The organism is Acidovorax cavernicola (assembly GCF_003581445.1).
Genome location: NZ_QXMN01000021.1, coordinates 48,587 through 67,524, shown reverse-complemented (window position 1 = coordinate 67,524; position 18,938 = coordinate 48,587). Strand labels below are relative to the sequence as shown.

The window sequence follows — 18,938 nt, the reverse complement described above, 5'->3', positions numbered from 1 at the left end:
ACCATGTCCCACCGCATCCGTCCGGCCGCGCGCCTGTGCCTGCCCATCGTTCTCGCCGTCTCGTCCCTGTGCGCTTCGGCGCAGGAGGCGCCCGTCGCCGCCACGTCGCCCGCACCAGCCGCCGCCGTGCCGCTGTACCCGCTGATCGCCGAGCGTTCCAAGGCCATCGAGCAGAAGGTGATCGACTGGCGCCGCGACATCCACCAGCACCCCGAACTGGGCAACCAGGAAAAGCGCACCGCCGCGCTGGTCGCGGCCCACCTGAAGGCGCTGGGCTATGAGGTGCGCGAAGGCGTGGCCGTGACCGGCGTGGTCGCCACGCTGCGCGGCGCCAGGCCCGGCCCGGTGGTCGCGTTGCGCGCCGACATGGATGCGCTGCCCGTGAAGGAGCAGGTCGACGTGCCCTTCGCCTCCAAGGCCCGCGCCCAGTGGGGCTTCGCGAACGTCGATGTCATGCACGCCTGCGGGCACGACGGCCACGTCGCCATCCTGATGGGCGTGGCCGAGGTGCTGGCCTCGATGAAGGCGCAGCTGCCGGGCACCGTGAAGCTGATCTTCCAGCCGGCCGAAGAGAAGCTGCCCAACGCCGAGATCGGCGGTGCGCGCCGCATGCTGGCCGAAGGCGCCTTCGACGCGCCCGTGCCCGACGCGGTGTTCGGCCTGCACCTGGTCTCGGCGCTGAACACCGGGCAGATCGGCTACAAGCCCGGCCCGATCACCGCCAGCTCCGACACCTTCAAGGTGAGCGTGAAGGGCAGCCAGACACACGGCTCGCAGCCCTGGAGCGGGGTCGACCCGATCGTGCTCGGCTCGCAGATCGTGCTGGGCTTCCAGACCATCGCGAGCCGCCAGGTCAACGTGACGAAGGAGCCCTCGGTGCTGAGCGTGGGCACCTTCAACGCGGGCACGCGCTACAACATCATTCCCGACGCGGTGGAAATGAGCGGCACGTTGCGCACCTACGACAACGAGATGCGCCAGTTCATCATCAAGCGCATGGGCGAGACCGCCTCGCACATCGCGCAAAGCGGTGGCGGCACGGCCGAGGTCCGCTTCGAGGCCGACGGCTACGCGCCCACCGTGAACGACGCCGCCCTGACCGCGAAGATGGTGCCCAGCCTGCAGCGCGTGCCCGGCGCTCAGCCGATCGTGATCCCGAAGGGCACGGGCGGCGAGGACTTCTCGTTCTTCGCGCAGAAGGCCCCGGGCCTTTTCGTGATGATCGGCGCCACGCCCGTGGGCCGCGACGCGAGCAAGGCCGAGCCCAACCACTCGCCGCGCTTCTTCGTCGACGAGGCCAGCCTGCTGGTCGGCGTGCGCACGCTGTCGCAGCTGACGGTGGACTACATGGCGGGTGCGCAGCGCTAGGCGCTGCGCCTCAGGTCAGAGCCAGTTGCCGCTTTGCGGCATCTGGATCTGTTCCGCCGGATCGCTGCTGGTCACGAACGAGCCGATGACGATGCTCAGCAGCGAGACGAAGATGCTCGCGAACAGCGCGGTCCAGAAGCCCGAGACCTTGAAGCCCTTCACCAGCGCCGCCACCAGCAGGATCATCAGCGCGTTGATCACCAGCAGGAACAGGCCGAAGGTCAGCAGCGTCAGCGGCAGGGTCAGGAAGATCAGCAGTGGCTTGACGATGGCGTTGGCCAGGCCGAGCAGCAGCGCCGACACGATCAGCGCCGCGGTGCTGTCGAACTTGAGCCCCTTGAAAAGGTGGCTGGCCACCCACAACGAGATGCCGGTGATGGCCCAGTGGATGAGGAAGGGGGTGAGGTTGTTCAGCATGGCGTTCGGTGTGTGGCTTTGGGCCCCATGGTAATGCGGGGGGCGCGGCGCCCCGCACGGGGTTGTGCATGGCAGCATTTCTTCAGGAAACGATGATGAACTGCCCGTTAAGATCGCCTGCTTCCGGCGTCTGCTGCAAGCGCGCCGTCCTTTACTCTCACCCGAACCAACCGAGGTCGTGTGCCTATGGCGACTGCGTCGATCGCAAGCGTGACTCCTGCTCCGGCATCGGCCGACGAGGCCGAGTCATGGGTCCGCGGAGAACTCATCCGCAGCCTGATGCGTTCGGCGCGCGGCTCCTACCTCGTGTCGGCGGCGCTCATGCCCGCCATGGTCGGCCTGAGCTGGGGCCATGTGCCCCGCTGGGAACTGTTGACCTGGCTGGCGGCCGGCCTCATCGCCACGGCCTGCCGCGCCTGGGGCGCGCGCGTCTACGCCGTGCGCTATGCCGGGCGCAGCGCCGTCGCGCAGCAGCAGTTCACCGACCGCTACGGCTTCGTGTGGAGCACCAGTGCGGTGGTGTGGGGCTGTTCGGTGCTGCTGTTCTTCGAGCGCACGCCGCAGGTCAACCAGTTCATGAGCTGGCTCATCGTGGCCGGCGTGGGCACCTTCCCGCTCAACGGCTTGGCGCTGCACCCGCCGCTGCTCAAGCGCTACGTCAACACGCTGTTCATTACCATGCTCGGCGCGGTGCTGGTGCGCCTCGTGGCCGTCACCCTGCAGCATCCGCACTTCCAGTACGGCTACCTCATGCCGCTGCTGCCGATGCTGCACTGGTTCCTGCTGCTGCGTGCCGGCCGCAACATCCATGAGACGGCGCGCAACAGCCTGGAGCTGCTGTTCCACAACCACATCCTGATCAAGTCGCTGACCCAGCAGCGGCAGGCGGCGGTGTCGGCCGTGGCCATGAAGAACCGCTTCCTGGCCAGCGCCGCGCACGACATGCGCCAGCCCGTGCTGGCGCTGTCGCTGTACGCCGACTGGCTGCGCAACGAGCCCGAGCTGGTGCTCGAACTCGCGCCGAAGATCGTGCGCGCCACCCACGCGGTGAACGCGCTGTTCGATTCCATGTTCGACCTCGCGCGCATCGACGCCGGCCAGGTGCGGCTGCACATCGAGCGGGTCGACGTGGCCGAGCTGCTGCACGACCTCGAGCTGCAATACCGACCCGTGGCTGAGAGCCGGGGCCTGGACTTCCGGGTGCACGTGACCGAAGGCTCCTTCCTCACCGACCCGATCCGCGTGCGCCGCATGATCGGCAACCTGCTGGCCAACGCCATCAAGTACACGAGCGAGGGCGGCGTGCTGCTGACCGCACGCCAGAGCCGCGACGGCATGCGCGTCGAGGTCTGGGACACCGGCATCGGCATCGCGCCCGAACACCTGCGCGACGTGTTCCTGGAGTTCTACAAGGTCGCCGACCACGCCGGCACCTCCGACGGCTTCGGCCTCGGCCTGGCCATCGTCGCGCGACTGTCGCACGTGCTGGGGCACCCGGTCAGCGTGCGCTCGCGGCTGGGCAGCGGCAGCGTGTTCCGTGTGGCGCTGCACGATGCGGACGAGGCGGTGGCGCAGGCAAGGGTGAGTGCGTCGGGTGGTTGAGCAAGCGCCCTCCGGTGCTCTTGTGCCGCACATAAAAAAACCGCGCGGTTGCGCGGTTTTTTCCTTCCAGTAACACCGAGGAACCGGCTTCGCCGGGCCTCAGGTGTTGCCCCCTGCAAGGGGGTAGGAGAAGCGACACGAAGTGCGCGAAGCCTGGGGGTTAGCCAGACAACAATCCATTCGTCCGTGCATAGTGCAAGGCCTGCGTACGGCTCTTGACGCCCAGACGGCGGAACAGGCGCCACAGGTGCACCTTCACCGTGTGTTCGCTGATCTCCAGGTCGGTGGCGATGTCGCGGTTGCTCATGCCCTTGTCGAGCATGGCGATCAGCTGGGTCTGGCGCTTGGAGAGCTTGCCGCTGTTGGCGGCGGGCATTTCCTCGGAGTCGTCTTCCGACCCGGCCATCAGCAGACCGCGCAGCGCGGCGGCCAGTTCGTTGGAGCTGGCCGACTTCTCGATGTAGGTGTCGGCGCCGGCTTCGACGCAGGCGTCCTCCATGTCGGCGGCCGGGGCCGCCGAGTACACGGCGATCGGCACGTTGGGATAGACCTGCTTGACCGCGATCACGCCCGACACGCCGTTGGTGTCCGGCAGCTTCAGGTCCAGGCAGAAAAGGGTGGGGGCGCCACGCTGCTGGACCGAACTGGCGAGCTTGTCGAGCCGCTCGAGCTCGACGATGTTCTCGGCGGGGCGCAGGCGTCGCAGGACCATCACGATCGCGTCGCGCATCAGGGGGTGGTCGTCGATGACATAAATGCTCATGTTTTCTTCCTTTGTGATCGCACCGTCTTCTCTCTTGTCTCACCCGCCGGCGGATGGCCCGCGGGTTGTTGCCGGATCAATGTCCCTGGGTGTTGGACGTTGCCTCCGCCAGTGCCTCCAGCGCCTCGGTGGCGGCCTGAGCCTGTTGCGCGTCGACCGGTTCGAGCTGCGCGGCCAGTGCCGTGAGCGCCGCGCCGCGTTGCGCCTGCAAGTCGGCGATGGTACGGCCGGCTTCCTGCGGCGACGCGAATCCACGGCTTTGCAGAAGGGTTTCGCCGCGTGCATCGAGCAGCTTGAAATAGAACAGGCCGTCGGCCTTCTCGCGGTATTGCTTGAAGCTGGGCTTCGCGACCTTGGCGGCCTTGGTGCCGGCACCGTCGCGGCCTGCCGCGAGGTTGCGCAGGCCGACCGCATGTCGCAGCGAGGTCATGAAGGGGCGCGAGAGCTTGCGGGCCTTCTCGGCACCCAGCAGCAGGATGCGTTCGATCTCGCCGGGGTCGTTCATGAGCGCTTCGTAGCGCGCGCGCAGCGGCGCCACCTCGCGGTCGATGCGCTCGAACAGCACCTGCTTGGCATCGCCCCAGGCGATGCCGTCGGCGAACGCCTTGCGCAGCGCCTCGGTCTCCTCGGCGCTGGCGAAGGCCTGGTAGATCTGGAACAGGGCCGAGCCTTCGGTGTCCTTGGGCTCGCCAGGCGCGCGCGAGTCGGTCACGATGCTCGAGATCTGCTTTTGCAGCTGCGCACGCGGCGCGAACAGCGGGATCGTGTTGTTGTAGCTCTTGCTCATCTTGCGGCCGTCCAGGCCGGGCAAGGTGGCGACCGCATCGTCGATCTCGGCGTCGGGCAGCGTGAAGTGCTCGCCGTACTGGTGGTTGAAGCGCTGCGCCATGTCGCGCGCCATCTCGATGTGCTGCACCTGGTCGCGGCCCACCGGCACCTTGTGGGCGTTGAACATCAGGATGTCGGCGCCCATCAGCACGGGGTACATGAAGAGGCCGGCTGTGACGTCGGCATCGGGCTCTTCGCCCTTGGCGATGTTCTTGTCGAGCTGGGCCTTGTAGGCATGGGCACGGTTGAGCACGCCCTTGCCGGTGACGCAGGTCAGGAACCAGGTGAGCTCGGTGATCTCGGCGATGTCCGACTGGCGATAGAACGTGACGCGTTCGGGGTCGAGCCCGCAGGCCAGCCAGCTGGCGGCGATCTCCAGCGTGGAGCGCTGGATCTTCTCGGGCTCCTGCACCTTGATGAGCGCGTGGTAGTCGGCCAGGAAGAAGTAGCTCTCGACGCCGGCCGCGACACTCTGGCGCACCGAGTGGCGGATGGAGCCGACATAGTTGCCGAGGTGGGGCGTGCCCGACGGCGTGATGCCGGTCAGGACGCGCAGGGGAGCTGAAGAAGACGAAGCCATGGGACGAAGAAAAACTTAGAGCAGCATTGCCTTGAGCGGCGTGATGAGCAGGTTGACCACGAAGTAGCCGGCATCCATGAGCGGGCGCAGCCAGAAGTTGCTGACGATGCCCGCGAGCACCAGCGCCATCACGATGAAGAAGCCATAGGGCTCGATGCGCGCGAGAAAGTTTTGCGCCGGGCCGCTGGGCAGCAGGCCGGCCAGCACGCGGCCGCCGTCGAGCGGGGGCAGCGGGAACAGGTTGAAGGCCCACATCACGAGGTTGACCAGCACGCCGCCCTGCGCCATCTTGATGAAAAAGGTTTCATTCACGCCGGCCGCGACGATCACGATCAGCAGCACGGCCCACAGGATGGCCTGGATGAAATTCGACGCCGGGCCCGCGAGCGCGACCCACACCATGTCGCGCTTGGGATGGCGCAGGCGGTTGAAGTTGACCGGCACCGGCTTGGCATAGCCGAACAGGAAGGCGCCCGAGGTCGCGAAGTACAGCATCAGCGGCATCAGGATGGTCCCGATGGGGTCGATGTGCTTCATGGGATTGAGCGTCACGCGGCCCATCATGGCCGCGGTGTTGTCCCCGAAGTGGCGCGCCACATAGCCGTGAGCCGCTTCGTGCACGGTGATCGCGAAGATCACCGGCAGCGCGTAGATCAGAACGGTTTGTATCAGATTGGAAATATCCACTGCGCGATTGTGTCAGAGAGGAATGAGGCGGCCGAGCCGTTCGTCAGAGGCCGAGCACCGCGAGCGCACCGCGCCCCTGGCGCACCACGACCGGGTCGTCGCCCGCGCCCATGGGCGTGAGGTCGACCACGGTGGTCGGCTGCGAAGGACAGGCGCCGGCGTCGATGACGGCGGCGATCTGCTTCTCGAAGCGTTCGCGGATTTCCTGCGCGTCGTTCAGCGCGTCGGTCTCGCCGGGCGCGATGAGGGTGGTGGCCAGCAGCGGCGCGCCGTGCAGCGCCAGCAGCTCCAGCAGCACCTTGTGGTCGGGCACGCGCAGGCCGATGGTCTTGCGCTGCGGATGGCTCACGCGGCGCGGCACTTCCTTGGTGGCTTCGAGCAGGAAGGTGTAGGGCCCGGGCGTGGCGGCCTTCAGCAGGCGGTACTGCTTGTTGTCGACGCGCGCGTAGTTGGCCAGCTCGCTCAGGTCGCGGCACAGCAGGGTGAGGTGGTGCTTCTCGTCGACCTGGCGGATGCGGCGCAGCTGGTCAACCGCGTCCTTGTCGTCCAGGTGGCAGGCCAGCGCGTAGCTGGAGTCGGTGGGCACCGCCACGAGCTCGCCGCGGCCGAGCAGCGCCACGGCCTGTTTCAGCAGGCGCTGCTGGGGGTTCTCGGGGTGGACTTCGAAGTACTGGGCCATGAAGAAGATCTCCTGATCAGGATTCCGCCGGTTCGATCGGCACGCGCCGCTCGCGCACGGTGAGCCACGCGCCGGCGGCGCCGCACACGGCGATCATCGCCATGCCGATCAGCGAGAAGCGGTCGGGCACGTGGGAAAAGATGAGCCAGCCGCCCAGCATCGCGAAAGCGATCTGCGCGTACAGGTATGGGGTGAGGGTGGAGGCCGGTGCGCGCTGGTAGGCCAAGATCAGCATGAAGTGACCCACCGTGCCCATGAAGCCCATGAGGCACAACAGTGCCCACCATTCCCACGAGGGCAGGGCGGTCCAGGCGAAGGGCACGGCCACCGAGGCGAGCAGCGTGCCGACCCAGCCCGTGTAGAAGTGCATGGTCAGCGGGTTCTCGGTCTGCGCGAGCTTGCTCGTGAGCACCTGGAACCAGGCGTTGGTCAGCACCAGACCCAGCGGCAGCAACACGGCCCAGCTGAAGCTGCCGCCACCCGGACGCAGGATGACCAGCGTGCCGATGAAGCCGCCCGCCACCAGCGTCCAGCGCAGCGGCGACACCTGCTCCTTGAGCGTCGTGGCGGCCAGCAGCGTGATCACCAGCGGCGCGATCAGCACGATCGACGTGAACTCGGCCAGCGGCATGTAGCGCAGGCTCAAAAAGGCGAACAGGCTCGAGCCCAGCAGCAGCGCTCCGCGCAGCGCCTGGTAGCGCGGATGCTGGGTGCGAAGCAAGGCGGTGCCGCGCAGCGGCAGCAGCACCAGCGTGGTGGCCACGGCCTGGAAGGCGTAGCGGAACCACACGCCCATGAGGATCGGCACGGCGAGCGTCGAGTACTTGGTGGCGGTGTCGAGCGTGGCGAAGCAGGCCACCGCCAGGATGACCAGCCCGATGCCCGCGAGGATGCGTTCGGATTCGGTGCGGCGGCTCGTTTGGGCCGCGGCGCGTGCCTGGGCCAGCGCGGCGTTCGCCGCGTTGTCGGTGCCGGGCCCGTGGCTCTGGCTCACTGCTGGATGCGGTGGCCGAGCAGTTCCCACACCGGCGTGAGCGTGCCGGGCAACGGCGGCAGCTTGCCGAGATCGCAATGGCTTTCGTCGGGGCTGTGGAAATCGCTGCCGCGCGAGGCGGCGAAATCGAACTCGAGCGCCTTGTCGGCGTACTCGACGAATTCGGCCGGCGTGTGGCTGCCCGTGACGACCTCGATCGCCTGGCCGCCGTGCGCCTTGAATTCGAGGAACAGCGCGTACTCCTCGTTCGCCGTGAACTTGTAGCGGCCCGGATGGGCGATCACGGCCATGCCCTTGGCGGCGGTGATCCAGTGCACGGCATCCTTCAGCGTGGCCCAGCGGTGCGGCACGTAGCCGGGCTTGCCTTCGGTGAGGAACTTGCGGAACACCTCGGGGGTGTCGCGGCAATGGCCTTGCTCGACCAGGAAGCGCGCGAAGTGCGTGCGCGAAATCAGTTCGGGGTTGCCGACGAACTTGAGCGCGCCTTCGTAGGCGCCGTGGATGCCGACCTTGGCCAGCCCCTCGGACATCTCCTGTGCGCGCTTGCCGCGACCGCCGCGCGTGTCGTACAGGCCTTGCGTCATGGCGGCGTCGTCGGGGTCGAAGCCCAGGCCGACGATGTGCACGGTCTCGCCCGCGAAGGTGACGGAAATCTCGGTGCCGGTGAGGTAGCGCATGCCGTTCAGGCGTGCAGCGGCGGCTGCGCGGTGCTGGCCGCCGACTTCGTCGTGGTCAGTCAGGGCCCAGAGTTCCACCCCGTTGGCAGCCGCGCGGGCCGCCAGTTCTTCGGGCGTCAATGTGCCGTCGGAGACCACGGAGTGGCAGTGAAGATCGGCATTGAGAGTGGAAGACACCCGTTGATTCTAGGCGCTTCGGGCCACCCGCATCGGCGCATGGGTGCTCCCGCTTGCTACTAGATAAATAGCATTACCTTCACCACCCAAGCGGCCTGCCGCCCGATGTTGTCGATGCCGAAAATCGGCTCAGGCGGCCAGGTCCTGCCGGACCAGGTCCGAAGCCCGCTCGGCGATCATGATGATCGGCGCGTTGGTGTTGCCCGACACCAGCCGGGGCATGACCGAGCCGTCGACCACGCGCAGCCCCTGCAGCCCATGCACCCGCAGCCGTGCGTCCACCACGGCGTCGTCGTCGGCAGCAGGGCCCATGGCGCAGGTGCCGACCGGGTGGAAGATGCTGCCGCCGCGGCGGCGCACCCAGTCGAGCAACTGCGCGTCGCTGGCCAGCGCGTGCCCGGGCTCGTGCTCCTGCGCGAGGTAGCGCGCCAGCGGCGGCGCGGCGGCGATCTCGCGCATCTTGCGCACCAGCTGCACCGCCAGCGTCCGGTCGGCCTCGTGCGACAGGTAGCGCGGCCGGATCGACGGCGGCGCCAGCGGATCGGCCGAGCGCAGCGCGATCTCGCCGCGGCTGTGCGGGCGCAGCAGGCAGGCCGACAGCGTCACGCCCGGGAAGGGGTGCGGCGGCTGGTGAGGCCGCTCGAAGCTCACCAGCCCGAAGTGGATCTGCGCATCGGGCCAGCCGACCGCTTCGTCGCCCGCCGAGAAGAAGGCCCCGGCGCGGTAGACGCCGCCGTTGAGCGCCCCGCCGCGCGTCGCCACGTAGCGCACGAACTCGCGCGCGCTGCGCCAGGGGCTGTGGGCGATGTCGTTGAGCGTCTCCACGCCGGTGCAGCGGTAGCTGGGCCGCACCTGCAGGTGGTCCTGCAGGTTGCGTCCCACGCCCTCGAGCGGCGCCACCACCGGGATGCCGAAGCGGCCCAGCAGGTCGGCCGGCCCCACGCCCGACAGCTGCAGCAACTGCGGCGACTGGATGGCGCCCGCGCTCAGGATCACCTCGTGCCGCGCCGAGACGACACCGGCCTGGCCCTCGCGCAGGTATTCCACCCCCGTGGCCCGCCGCCCGGCGAAGCGCACGCGCGTGGCCTGCGCGCCGGACAGCACGGTGAGGTTCGGCCGGCCCAGTGCCGGAGCGAGAAAAGCGCGGCCGGTGTCCATGCGGCGCCCGCGGCGCGTCGTCATCCGGAAGTAGCCGGCGCCGCTGTTGTCGCCGCCGTTGAAATCGGCGGTCGGCGCGATGCCGGCCTGCGCCGCCGCGGCGATGAACGCATCCGACAGCACATCGCGCGGCAGCTGCGACACCCACAGCGGCCCGTCGGCCGCGGGCTGGGAGCGGTCGAAGTAGGGGCGCACGCTGTCCCAGTCCCAGCCGGGGTTGCCCAGCGCGGCCCACTGGTCGTAGTCGGCGCGGTGGCCGCGCAGGTACAGCATGCCGTTGATCAGGCTGGAGCCGCCCGGACCGCGCCCGCGCGGCCAGGGCAGTCGGCGCTGGGCCATCTCGGGCTCGGGGTCGGTCTCGAAGCGCCAATCGTGCTGCGGGTGGCCCACGGTCTTGAAGTACCCGATGGGAATCCGCAGCCACGGATTGCGCGAGGGCAGCCCCGCCTCCACCAGCACGACCTTCAGCGCCGGGTCTTCGCTCAGGCGCGCAGCCAGCACGCAGCCCGCCGAGCCGCCCCCGACGATCACGATGTCCGCTTCTTGCATCGGTGCGCTCAATCGGCCTTGATGCCGGCGCTGCGGCCGATGCGCAGCCACTTGTCCGACTCGGCCGCGATCACGCTGCGAAAGCGCGCCGGCGTCATCGGTTCGGGTTCGAGCGCCAGCGTGCCCAACCGCTCGCGCACCTCGGGCGAGGCCGCGGCCTTGGCGAGTTCGTCGCTGAGCCGCTCGACGATCTCGCGCGGCGTGCCGCTGCGCACGGTCATGCCGTCGAAGGAGCGCAGCTCGAAGCCTGCATAGCCCTGCTCGATCATGGTCGGCACGGCGGGCAGGCCGGGCAGCCGGCGCGCGCCGGTCACGGCGAGGGCGCGCAGCTTGCCGGCCTGGATCTGCGGCAGCGCCGCCGAGGCGGTCAGGAACATCGTGTCGAGCCGGCCGGCCAGCAGGTCGCCGACCGCCATCGGGAACTGGTTGTACGGCACGTGCGTGAGCTGGCTGCCCGTCTGCTGACTGAAGAGCGCGCCGGCCAGGTGCGCCGGTGTGCCGTTGCCGCCCGAGCCGAAGCTCAAGGCGCCGGGCCGTGCCTTGGCCGCGGCCTCCAGCTCGCGCGGCGAACCCAGCGGCGAGCCGGGCGGCGCCACCAGCACGTTGTAGCTCCAGGCCGTCATGCCGACCGGCTCCAGGCTCTTGAGCAGGTCGAGCGACTGGCTCGGGAACAGCAGCGGCGCCACCAGCGAGGCCGACGACAGCATGTAGACCGTGTAGCCGTCGGCCGGCTGGCGCAGCACCTCGCCCAGGCCCACGGTGCCGGCGGCGCCGGGGCGGTTCTCGACGAACACCGTCTGGCCCAGCCCGCTGGACATGCGCTCGGCCACCACGCGGCCGGCCACGTCCGCGGGTGTGCCCGGCGCCCACGGCACGATCAGCCGCACGGGCCTGGACGGATAGGCCTGCTGCGCCATGGCGCTCGCCGGCAGCAAGGCAGCGAGCGCGGCGGCGGCCACCAGCGCGGTGGCAAGGAATCGCTTCGTCGGATCGGTCATCGGAGGTCTCCACGTTGGCGTGCCGTGGTCGGAGCGTCGTGTCCGATGCAGGCGGGATGGGCGGATTCTGGGCAGGCGGGCGGGGCAGGACAAATGAGAAATCCGTGCTTTTTCATACCGCTCTCGGTATAAATGGCCATGGCCTCCTTCCTCGAAAGAAACCTCACGCTGCGTCAGCTGCGGCTCATCAGCCAGCTGGGCAGGACGCCCAGCCTGAGCAAGTCGGCCGAGCTGCTCAACACCACGCAGCCCGCGCTGTCGCGCTCGCTGGCGCAGCTCGAAGCGACGCTGCAGGTGCGCCTCTTCGATCGCACCACCAAGCGCATCTCGCCCACGCCGGCGGGGCTGAGCATGATCCAGCACGCCGACCGCGTGCTCGGTGAACTCATGCTGGCCGAGGAGTCGCTTCGCGACCTGCGCGGCGGCGTGAGCGGCGAGCTGCGCCTGGGCATCCTGCCGGTGTTCTCGGCGCAGCGGCTCGCCACCGCGATGCTGCGCGCCTCGCAGATGCTGCCGCACGTGCGGCTGATGGTGCAGACCCACGAGATCGAGGACCTGCACGGCGCGCTGCAGGACGGTCGCATCGACCTCATGCTCGCGCACGCTGAATGGACGGTCGACCTCAATCGCGTCGAGGTCACGCCGCTGTACGAGGAGTTCAGCAGCATCGTGGCCGCGCCCCGCCACAAGCTGGCACTCAAGCGCTCGCCGACCTGGGCCGAGGCCGCCAACGAGCGCTGGGTGCTGCCGCCGCACCGCACGCCGCTGCGGCCCAAGCTGGACCGCATGCTGTCGGTGCACCGCCGCCCGGGCGGCCCGCACCCCACCGACATCCAGGCCGATTCGGCCTCGCTCGCGCTGCACCTCGTGCGCAGTTCGGGCCTGCTGTGGGCCACGGCCAACCACTACGCCGAAGACTACGAGCGACGCGGCCTTGTGCGCCGCATCGCGATGCCGGGCGAACTGCTGCGCGGCCCCATGTGCGCCTTCCGCCTGCGCAAGGAAGCGATGAACACGCCCACGCGGGTGTTCCTGCAGTGCATGCAGGAGGCCTCGACCGGCGAGGTGGAGGCTTATTAGCGCTTCTTGCGGAAGGCCGTCCAGGCGGCCACCGCGGTGAAGGTCGCCACGATCGCCACCACGATCCAGAAGCCGTGCTTGTGCTCGGCCAGCGGAATGCCGCCCACGTTCATGCCGAACAGGCCGGCCAGGATGTTGATCGGCAGCGCCAGCACCGTGACCACCGTCAGCACGAACAGGCTGCGGTTGTTGTCCTCGTTCACGTTGGCGGCGATCTCTTCCTGCAGCAGCTTGATGCGCTCCTGCAGCGCCTGCATGTCACGCAGCACCACCGAGAACTCCTCGGTCGAGCCGCGCAGCTCCTGCACGTCGGGCTCGTCCATCCAGGCGGGCGGTCCTTGCAGCAGGCGGAACAGCGCGGCCGGCTCGGGTGCCAGCAGCCGCTGCAGCCGCACCAGCAGCCGGCGCAGCACGCCCAGGCGTGCACGCTTGTGGTCCAGTCGGCCGGCCAGCAGTTCGTCTTCGATGCGGTCGATGCGCGAGGTCACGCCGCGCACGATCTTCACCAGCACGTCGGCCTGCGCGCGCAGCAGGTGCTCGAGCAGCTCGGTGCTGGAGCGCGGCGCCTCGCCGGCCTTCACCGCCGTGCGCAGCGCGTCGACCGAACGCAGCGGCTTGGCGCGCGCCGTGACCACGAGGCGCGGCCCGACGCTGATCCACAGCGTGGAGATGTCCGAGGGCTCGAAACTGAACTCGAAGTGCACGTCGTTGATGACCGCGATCAGCGAATCGTCGGCCCGCTCGATGCGCGTGGAGGGCAGGCCTTCGTGCAGCGTCTCGTAGAAGGTGTCCGAGAGGTTCGCGTGCCGCACCAGCCAGCGCTCGGCGTGCGCGTGGCTCAGGTTGAAATGCAGCCACACGTAGGCGCCGCTGTCGCCCTCCGTGCCCGCGTGGGCTGCAAGCCAGGCGGCGGCCTGCGCCGAATCGATCGCCCGCGCGGGCTCCGGCGCCGAGGCATCGAACAGGTAGCCGCAGATCAGCCCGGCTTCGTCGCCGCCATACGAATGGGCGGCCAGGTCATGCAATGCCGACGACAAGGTGCGTGATCAGTCAGGTCAGAAAAGACGGGTGAACAGCCAGTAGAGCGAACCCGACAGCAGCATCGCCACCGGCAGCGTCAGCACCCAGGCCAGCGCGAGGTTGCGCAGCGTGGACATCTGCAGGCCCGAACCGCTGGCCGTCATGGTGCCGGCCACGCCGGACGACAGCACGTGCGTGGTCGATACCGGCAGGCCGTACATGTCGGCCGCGCCGATGGTGCACATCGCCACCAGTTCGGCGGAGGCGCCCTGCGCGTAGCTCAGGTGCGTCTTGCCGATCTTCTCGCCCACGGTGACCACGATGCGCTTCCAGCCGATCATGGTGCCCAGGCCGAGCGCGATGGCCACGGCGATCTTGACCCACAGCGGAATGAAGCGCGTGGCGCTGTCCAGCTCCTGGCGGAAGGTGTCGACGCGCAGCTTGGTCTCGTCGTCGAACTTCGCGGCCCCGCTCTTGTCGAGGTGGCGAATGGCTTCCGAGGCCAGGTACATGTCGTTGCGCACGTTGGCCACGGCCTCGGCGGGCACGGCGGCCAGCGAGCCGTGCTGGCGCACCTGCTGGCCGATGCTGCCGGCCGTGACGGCCAGGGCCGGCACGACGCGGTCGTTGAACTCGCGGGTGCGCACGTAGGTGGAGAGCGTGTCGCGCGCCGCGGCGGGTTCCAGCGCGGGCAGGGCGGTGGGCGCCTTGCGGTTCAGCGCGTTCTGCGTCATCTCGGCCACGGCGACGAACTTCACCGTCTCGTTCGCGGGCATCGCGCGGTTCAGCGCATAGGCCATCGGCACCGTGCCCACCAGGATCAGCATAATCAGGCCCATGCCCTTCTGGCCGTCGTTCGAGCCGTGCGCGAACGACACGCCGGTGCAGGTGAGGATGAGCAGGCCGCGGATCCACCACGGCGGCGGCGTGCTGCCCTTGGGCTCTTCATACAGCGCGCGGTTCTTCACGAAGGCACGCAGCGCCAGCAGCAGCAGGGCGGCGCAGCCGAAGCCCACCAGCGGCGACAGCAGCAGCGAATAGCCCACCTTGGTGGCCTGCGCCCAGTCGACGCCGCTCGTGCCGTCGCGCCCGTGCATCAGCGCATTGGCCACGCCCACGCCGATGATCGAGCCGATCAGCGTGTGCGACGACGACGCCGGCAGGCCGAGCCACCACGTGCCCAGGTTCCAGATGATCGCGGCGATCAGCAGCGCGAACACCATCGCGAAGCCCGCGCCCGAGCCCACCTGGAGGATGAGCTCCACCGGCAGCAGCGCGATGATGCCGAAGGCCACCGCGCCACTGGACACCAGCACGCCCAGGAAGTTGAAGAAGCCCGACCACACGACCGCGAAATTCGGCGGCAGCGAGTGCGTGTAGATCACCGTGGCCACGGCATTGGCCGTGTCATGGAAGCCGTTGACGAACTCGAAGCCCAGCGCGATCAGCAGCGCCACGCCCAGCAGGATGTAGGGCACCCAGGTCGTCACCGGCGCGCCGGAAGCCGCGACGTCGCCCACCAGGCTCCATGCTGTGAACAGCAGGCCCGCGGCCAGCAGGCCCACGAAGGTGATCAGGGTGATCGCGCTGGGCTTGGCGTCGAGCTGGGGCCGGTGCGCCGCGCGGGGCGCGGCCGGCATCTCCGGGCTGTCCGGGGGCGAGGCGGCGAGCGTGTTCATGGACGGTTCTGGGGTGTTGTAGTGCCCCGGATGGTGTTCGCGCCATGTGACAACGGCGTGTCGGCCTACGGGAGTTCGCCTCAAAACCGTCACGCCGCTGACATGCAGCGGGTGCAGCATGCTTTTGACTACCCCCGCCACTCTTTCCCTTCCCATCATGCTGACGAGCGCACTGCCCGACCACGAAGACCTGATGCAACGCATCGCCCGCGACCTCATCGACAGCTACGACGAAGAGCTCGAACTGGAGATCGAGGACCGCAACCTCGACGGCCTCGACCCGTCGGCCCCCGCCGTCACCGACAAGGCGGCGCGCCAGGCCTATTTCAAGGAGCTGTTCCGCCTGCAGGGCGAGCTGGTCAAGCTGCAGGACTGGGTGCAGCACAGCAAGCAGAAGGTGGTCATTCTTTTCGAGGGCCGCGACGCGGCGGGCAAGGGCGGTGTCATCAAGCGCATCACCCAGCGCCTGAACCCGCGCGTGGCCCGAGTGGCCGCGCTGCCCGCGCCCAACGACCGCGAACGCACGCAGTGGTACTTCCAGCGCTACGTGGCGCACCTGCCGGCTGCCGGCGAAATGGTGCTGTTCGACCGCAGCTGGTACAACCGCGCCGGCGTCGAGCGCGTGATGGGCTTTTGCAGCGACGAGGAGTACGAGGAGTTCTTCCGCACCGTGCCCGAGTTCGAGAAGATGCTCGTGCGCTCGGGCATCAAGGTCATCAAGTACTGGTTCTCCATCACCGACGACGAGCAGCACATGCGCTTCCTCGGGCGCATCCACGATCCGCTCAAGCAGTGGAAGCTCAGCCCCATGGACCTCGAAAGCCGCCGCCGCTGGGAGGAATACACCAAGGCGAAGGAAATCATGCTGGAGCGCACCCACATCCCCGAGGCCCCGTGGTGGGTGGTGCAGGCGGTCGACAAGAAGAAGGCACGCCTGAACTGCATCAGCCACCTGCTGGGCCAGCTGCCGTATCAGGAAGTGGCACACGCACCGGTCGAGCTGCCTTCGCGCGTTCGGCACGATGACTACCTGCGCCAGCCGGTCCCGGCGAACATGATCGTTCCGGAAATCTACTGAGGCTTCGCGGCTGTTTGGCCGCCCGGCGCTTTGCCTGCACACTGCGCCATGGCCCGACGCTCCACCGCTTCCTTCTTCGCCCGCGCCTACGAGCGCAACCTGAAGGCCCTCACCAAGCTCACGCTGAGCAACAGCCAGCGCGTGGCCGGCCGGGTGCGGCGCGCGACCGCCGAGCGGCTCAAGCCGCCGCCCGGCAAGGGCGACTGGCTCAGTGGCATGGCGCTCGGCCCCGGCGGTGCGCGCGGCTTTCACCTGTTCCGTCCTGCCGACCTTCAGCTGGCGCCCGGCGAGAAGCTGCCGCTCATGGTCATGCTGCACGGCTGCGGCCAGACCGGGCGCGACTTCGCGGCCAGCACGCGCATGAACGCGCTCGCCGTGCGCCAGCGCTTTCTCGTGCTCTACCCCGAGCAGGACCGCATCGCCCATCCGCAGGGCTGCTGGAACTGGTACGAGCGCCGCTCCGGCAAGGCCGACGCCGAAGCCGCCACGCTGATGGCCGCCGTCGACCAGGCCTGCATGCTGTACCCCGCCGACCGCGACCGCGTGGCCGTGGCCGGCCTCTCGGCGGGCGCGAGCATGGCGGCGCTGCTGGCCACGCGCTACCCGAACCGCTTTCGTGCCGTGGTCATGCACTCGGGCGTGGCGCCCGGCGCCGCGAAATCGCCCGCCACCGCACTCGGTGCGATGCGCGGCGAGCATGTGCCGCCGATGCCGGTCACCGCCGTCGGCAAGGCGATGGGCGCAGCGGCGGTTTTCGCAACGCTGCCGCCGATGCTGGTGCTGCACGGCGACGCCGACACCGTGGTCGCGCCGAGCAACGCGGAAAGCAGTGCCGCCGTCTGGGCCACCGCCGTGGGCGCACGCGCCGGCACGCCGCGCGACCTGCAACGCGGCAAGCGCCGCGCCATGCGCGTGACCGACTTCAAGCGCCAGGGCCGTACGCTGGTCACGCTGTGCGAGATCGCGGGGCTCGGCCACTCGTGGAGCGGCGGGGCAGCGGGGAAGCTGTTCAGCGACCCGCTCGGGCCCGACGCCACGCGCATGGCCTGGGCCTTCGCGGCCGCGCAGTTCGAGAAGCGCTGAGCGCCTGCTGCCTCACGCGCATGACCTCGCAGGTCATTGCCGCTGTACCGCCCGATGTCGACAGTCGGGTACATGACATCGTCGAACCCCGCCGTCTCCGGCCCATCGATCGCCTCCGCTTCGCCCGGCCCGCTGGGCTTGTGGGTCATGCTCAGCGGCACCTTCCTGGTGGTGCTGGATTTCTTCATCGTCAACGTCGCACTGCCGTCCATGCAGCACGACCTGCAGGCCAGCGCGGGCACGCTGCAGATGGTGGTGGCGGGCTACGGCCTGGCCACCGCCGCGGGCCTGGTCACGGGCGGGCGCCTGGGCGACCTGTTCGGACGGCGTCGCATGTTCATGCTCGGCCTGCTGCTGTTCACGCTGGCCTCGATCGCCTGCGGCCTGGCGCCGAACGCCGAACTGCTCGTGGCCGCGCGCGTGCTGCAGGGCCTGGCCGGCGCGCTGCTGCAGCCCCAGGTGCTCGCGATGATCGGCCTCGCCTACGCCGGTGAAGACCGGGTGCGCGCCTTCGCGGCCTACGGGCTCACGCTGGGCCTCGCTGCCACGCTGGGGCAACTCGTGGGCGGCGTGCTGATCCAGGCCGATCTCGCGGGGCTCGGCTGGCGCAGCTGCTTTCTCATCAATGTGCCCATCGGCCTGCTGGCGCTGGTGCTCGCGCCGCGCGTGGTGCCGTCGCTGACGCAAGGGGGCGGTGGCTGCCGGCTCGACCTGACCGGCGTGGCGCTGGTCGCCGCCGGCTCGGTGGCCGTGGTGCTGCCGCTGGTCGAAGGGCGCCAGCAGGGCTGGCCGCTGTGGAGCTGGTTGTGCCTGGCCGCCGCGGTACCGCTGTGGAGCCTCTTCGCGTTGCAGCAGCGCCGCCTCGCGGCACGTGGCGGCGCACCGCTGGTGGCGCCGGTGCTGCTCGCGAACCGCCGCTTCGTGACCGGGCTGCTCACCACGCTGGCCTTCTATGCGGGCAACGCCTCGTTCTACTTCGTGCTCGCGCTCTACCTGCAGCAGGGGCTGGCGCTGAACCCGCTCCACTCGGGCATCGTCTTCACCGCGTTGGCCGTCGGCTTCTTCGCGACCTCGATGGCCGGCGCGCGCATCGCCCGCCGCTTCGGCGGCAAGCCACCGATCGCGCTCGGTGCCCTCGTGCTCGCGGCGGGTCATGCGCTGCAATTCGTCAACGTGACCGGTTGGCCGGGTCACGCGCACGTCGTGGCGTGGATGCTGCCGCTGCTGTTGATGCAGGGCGCGGGGCTCGGCATGGTGATGGCGCCGCTGGTGTCCACCGTGCTGGCCGGCCTGCCGCCGCAGCACGCGGGCGTGGCGTCGGGCGTGCTGTCGATGGTGCAGCAGGCGGGCAACGCGCTGGGGGTGGCGTTGATCGGGATCGTGTTCTATGGCCGGCTGGGGCATGCGGACGACTACACCGCCGCGTTCGGCATGGCACTGGTCTACCTGCTGGTGTCGGCGCTGCTCGTGGCGGCGCTGCACCGGAGGGGCAGCCGCATCGCATAGACCGGCGGCCATGCC

General features: G+C 69.2%; 17 protein-coding genes. 6 read left to right on the top strand and 11 right to left on the bottom strand.

Features of this window, described 5'->3' with window-relative positions; genetic code table 11:
- The first annotated feature begins 3 nt into the window (after positions 1–3).
- Entirely contained in the window at positions 4–1,368 is a 1,365-nt protein-coding gene (locus D3H34_RS17410) for an amidohydrolase (protein WP_119555259.1), read from the top strand.
- 15 nt (positions 1,369–1,383) lie between these two features.
- Here D3H34_RS17410 and D3H34_RS17405 read toward each other — a convergent pair whose 3' ends face one another.
- Entirely contained in the window at positions 1,384–1,785 is a 402-nt protein-coding gene (locus D3H34_RS17405; RefSeq protein WP_119555182.1) for a phage holin family protein, read from the bottom strand.
- Positions 1,786–1,971: 186 nt separating this feature from the next.
- Here D3H34_RS17405 and shkS point away from each other — a divergent pair, with 186 nt between their 5' ends.
- A complete protein-coding gene (gene shkS, locus D3H34_RS17400) occupies positions 1,972–3,387 on the top strand; it encodes a surface-behavior sensor histidine kinase ShkS (protein WP_119555180.1) in 1,416 nt (471 codons plus the stop codon).
- 160 nt (positions 3,388–3,547) lie between these two features.
- On the opposite strand, the gene D3H34_RS17390 is transcribed toward shkS, so the two are convergent.
- The 8 genes from D3H34_RS17390 to D3H34_RS17355 all read right to left on the bottom strand — a co-directional run bounded on the left by D3H34_RS17390 (position 3,548) and on the right by D3H34_RS17355 (position 11,477).
- On the bottom strand, positions 3,548–4,150 hold the full coding sequence (locus tag D3H34_RS17390; RefSeq protein ID WP_119555176.1) for a LuxR C-terminal-related transcriptional regulator: 603 nt from the start codon (positions 4,148–4,150) through the stop codon (positions 3,548–3,550).
- 76 nt (positions 4,151–4,226) lie between these two features.
- Complete coding sequence (locus D3H34_RS17385; RefSeq protein ID WP_119555174.1) at positions 4,227–5,558, bottom strand: tryptophan--tRNA ligase; 1,332 nt, start codon at positions 5,556–5,558, stop codon at positions 4,227–4,229.
- Between the two features lie 15 nt (positions 5,559–5,573).
- A complete protein-coding gene (locus D3H34_RS17380) occupies positions 5,574–6,245 on the bottom strand; it encodes a site-2 protease family protein (RefSeq protein WP_119555172.1) in 672 nt (223 codons plus the stop codon).
- Between the two features lie 43 nt (positions 6,246–6,288).
- Positions 6,289–6,924: an L-threonylcarbamoyladenylate synthase gene (locus D3H34_RS17375; RefSeq protein WP_119555170.1), complete on the bottom strand. Its 636-nt coding sequence runs from the start codon at positions 6,922–6,924 to the stop codon at positions 6,289–6,291.
- A gap of 16 nt (positions 6,925–6,940) precedes the next feature.
- Positions 6,941–7,918, bottom strand: coding sequence for a DMT family transporter (locus D3H34_RS17370; protein ID WP_119555168.1), 978 nt, complete (start codon positions 7,916–7,918; stop codon positions 6,941–6,943).
- The gene (locus tag D3H34_RS17365) at positions 7,915–8,772 is read right to left on the bottom strand and encodes a 3',5'-nucleoside bisphosphate phosphatase (protein ID WP_119555166.1); all 858 of its coding nucleotides are present in this window, start codon (positions 8,770–8,772) and stop codon (positions 7,915–7,917) included. The genes D3H34_RS17370 and D3H34_RS17365 overlap by 4 nt, the downstream gene beginning before the upstream one ends.
- Positions 8,773–8,901: 129 nt before the next feature.
- Complete coding sequence (locus D3H34_RS17360) at positions 8,902–10,479, bottom strand: GMC family oxidoreductase (RefSeq protein ID WP_119555164.1); 1,578 nt, start codon at positions 10,477–10,479, stop codon at positions 8,902–8,904.
- Between the two features lie 8 nt (positions 10,480–10,487).
- Positions 10,488–11,477, bottom strand: coding sequence for a Bug family tripartite tricarboxylate transporter substrate binding protein (locus D3H34_RS17355; protein WP_119555162.1), 990 nt, complete (start codon positions 11,475–11,477; stop codon positions 10,488–10,490).
- 138 nt (positions 11,478–11,615) lie between these two features.
- On the opposite strand from D3H34_RS17355, the gene D3H34_RS17350 reads away from it, so the two are divergent.
- Positions 11,616–12,557, top strand: coding sequence for a LysR family transcriptional regulator (locus D3H34_RS17350; protein WP_167481231.1), 942 nt, complete (start codon positions 11,616–11,618; stop codon positions 12,555–12,557).
- Here the strand turns inward: D3H34_RS17350 and D3H34_RS17345 are convergent.
- Positions 12,554–13,594 carry a transporter gene (locus D3H34_RS17345; RefSeq protein ID WP_119555158.1) on the bottom strand — a complete coding sequence of 347 codons (1,041 nt, stop codon included), beginning with the start codon at positions 13,592–13,594 and terminating at the stop codon, positions 12,554–12,556. The genes D3H34_RS17350 and D3H34_RS17345 overlap by 4 nt on opposite strands.
- Positions 13,595–13,612: 18 nt before the next feature.
- Positions 13,613–15,256 carry an inorganic phosphate transporter gene (locus tag D3H34_RS17340; RefSeq protein WP_119555156.1) on the bottom strand — a complete coding sequence of 548 codons (1,644 nt, stop codon included), beginning with the start codon at positions 15,254–15,256 and terminating at the stop codon, positions 13,613–13,615.
- Positions 15,257–15,413: 157 nt separating this feature from the next.
- Here D3H34_RS17340 and ppk2 point away from each other — a divergent pair, with 157 nt between their 5' ends.
- The 3 genes from ppk2 (at position 15,414) to D3H34_RS17325 (ending at position 18,923) form a co-directional block, all read left to right on the top strand.
- Positions 15,414–16,334, top strand: a complete 921-nt coding sequence (ppk2, locus tag D3H34_RS17335; protein ID WP_205736744.1) for a polyphosphate kinase 2 — start codon at positions 15,414–15,416, stop codon at positions 16,332–16,334.
- A 48-nt stretch (positions 16,335–16,382) separates the two neighbouring features.
- Positions 16,383–17,417 carry an extracellular catalytic domain type 1 short-chain-length polyhydroxyalkanoate depolymerase gene (locus D3H34_RS17330; protein WP_119555154.1) on the top strand — a complete coding sequence of 345 codons (1,035 nt, stop codon included), beginning with the start codon at positions 16,383–16,385 and terminating at the stop codon, positions 17,415–17,417.
- A gap of 72 nt (positions 17,418–17,489) precedes the next feature.
- Positions 17,490–18,923 (top strand): MFS transporter, encoded by a 1,434-nt coding sequence (locus tag D3H34_RS17325; RefSeq protein WP_119555152.1) that lies wholly within the window; start codon positions 17,490–17,492, stop codon positions 18,921–18,923.
- The last annotated feature ends 15 nt before the right edge of the window (positions 18,924–18,938 follow it).